This window comes from Parasutterella excrementihominis YIT 11859 (assembly GCF_000205025.1).
Classification (GTDB): domain Bacteria; phylum Pseudomonadota; class Gammaproteobacteria; order Burkholderiales; family Burkholderiaceae_F; genus Parasutterella; species Parasutterella excrementihominis.
In genome coordinates this window covers 1-1,751 of record NZ_GL883733.1, presented here as the reverse complement: position 1 = coordinate 1,751, position 1,751 = coordinate 1, and the positions used below count along the sequence as shown (strand labels likewise).

At 45.3% G+C, this 1,751-nt stretch carries 1 protein-coding gene; it reads right to left on the bottom strand.

What is annotated here, in order from left to right:
• The coding region (locus HMPREF9439_RS13120) for an IS1634 family transposase (RefSeq protein ID WP_008864568.1) at positions 1-1,670 on the bottom strand (1,670 nt) is incomplete at its 3' end.
• Positions 1,671-1,751: the final 81 nt, after the last annotated feature.

Genomic DNA, 1,751 nt, shown 5'->3' with positions numbered 1-1,751 from the left:
CCTCCGCAGAATTTGGTCTGCATCACATTGTTCAAGGAGTCCAGAACTCTGCAGTCTCCGTCATAAACCATCGGCAAGGCGGTGTTCTTTTTGCACTCCTCACTGTATTTTCTCAGTCTCGTTCTGACGATCATTGCAATAGAGGTCGCTAAGAACTGCACAAACGTTTTACCTGTTAATGACTCGTTATCCGAGACTCGATTTCGAGAGCAGCCCAATCGGGATTTGAGCGTTTTAAATGTATCTTCAACGATCCAGCGTTCCTGGTAAGCGCACCAAGCTTTTCCGGCATCGGATATTTCGTCGCTCACGAGCACCCGGTAGCCTTTGTAGCGGAGCTTTTGATCCACTTTTTTATTGTCGATGCTGTAGCTGACGGCATCGTCTTGCTCATGTTTTTCAAACACTTCTTCTAATAAAGTTTGTTCGTTTTCATCGAGCGCCTTTCCGTTGGCTAACTTTTCCCGGACGCGATCGATTCTCTCGAACAGCCCTTGTCTGGCGTTCTCAGCAATTTGTCGATCGAAGTAGATGTGCCAGTAAAGCTCCTCGCTCTCCTGCGTCTTTTTTGTGGATTTCTGATTTTTTACAGGACTAGGCTCGTAAATCCAATTGATTTTCTTTGTCACCTGGAAGACCTGGGTATACCAATCCCTCCGGTTTAAGTCCTGCAGATTGAGCCTTTCTTCATCAATGAGTTCTTGAGTAAGACTGCCGGAGATCCCGCATTTCATATTGAGCAGGAACCCGACTTTATTTCTCAGGCAGTCATTGATATTTTTTGTGCCGCTGTAGCCGCGGTCAGACACAAGGACGACATTTTGGATGCCTAGTCGGGAGTTATCAGCGATAACTCGTCTGACAGTTTGTACATCCGGAACGTTTCCATCGTAGGTTCGATAGAAGATGGGCAGCCCGCTTTTGGACTCAACCAACATCAGCAGATTAATTTGAGGAAGGTTGTCCTCGTCTTTATTCCTGCCTCTTTCTACGTTTGGCAGTTTATTAGCGTAGCTGGAAATGGAAGTCGAGTCTAAAGCCAATGTCAGCTTGTCATCATCTCCAACCTCTCTCTTCTGTTCTATTAAGCCTTCCTGTAGAGCTGAGAAGTACTTTTCTATCTGTTGCTTTTTGATTTTCCTAAAAATCCTGCCTATTGAAGATGGATGCAAAGGCGCTCCCCACGGCAGGCGAGTTGCCTCGGCAAAGGTCGGATATTTGGAAATATTGTTGTCTTGGTTAAGGATTATGAAGTACGCAATCGATAAAACTTTTAGATAGTCCCGGCGCTGAGGAAAGGCTGTTTTGAGAGCTTCTCCAATGGGAGATTGAACAACGAGCTGATCCAGTGCCCAAGTAGCTCCCGCGTGCAGTTGTTTGACTTCCATTGCCTGAGAAAGCGTAAAGCCGCCTTCGTTCATGGGAGTAAAGACATAATCTTTACCTTTGCGTTCACAGATAAAGTCCCTCAATTCCGGGCGCTCAGCTAAAAAATGGTCATCCCATCGGATTCTTCCCTCTTTCTCGCCTGAGGTGACAGAGCCGACTTTCTTGAAGCTGGCGCGGTAACTTCTCTTTTTCTCCGGGTCCCATTTGTTCTTGTAGGTGTAAACGTAGAAAGCCGAAGGGCTCTTTTTAATGATGAGCGGAGGAAGCTGGGGCGTTTTCATAATTAAAATAGATTATCCGGTTAGGTAATCTAGTATAACATAAAAAATCCTTTTACTCCACTGAAATAAAAGGATTTTTTT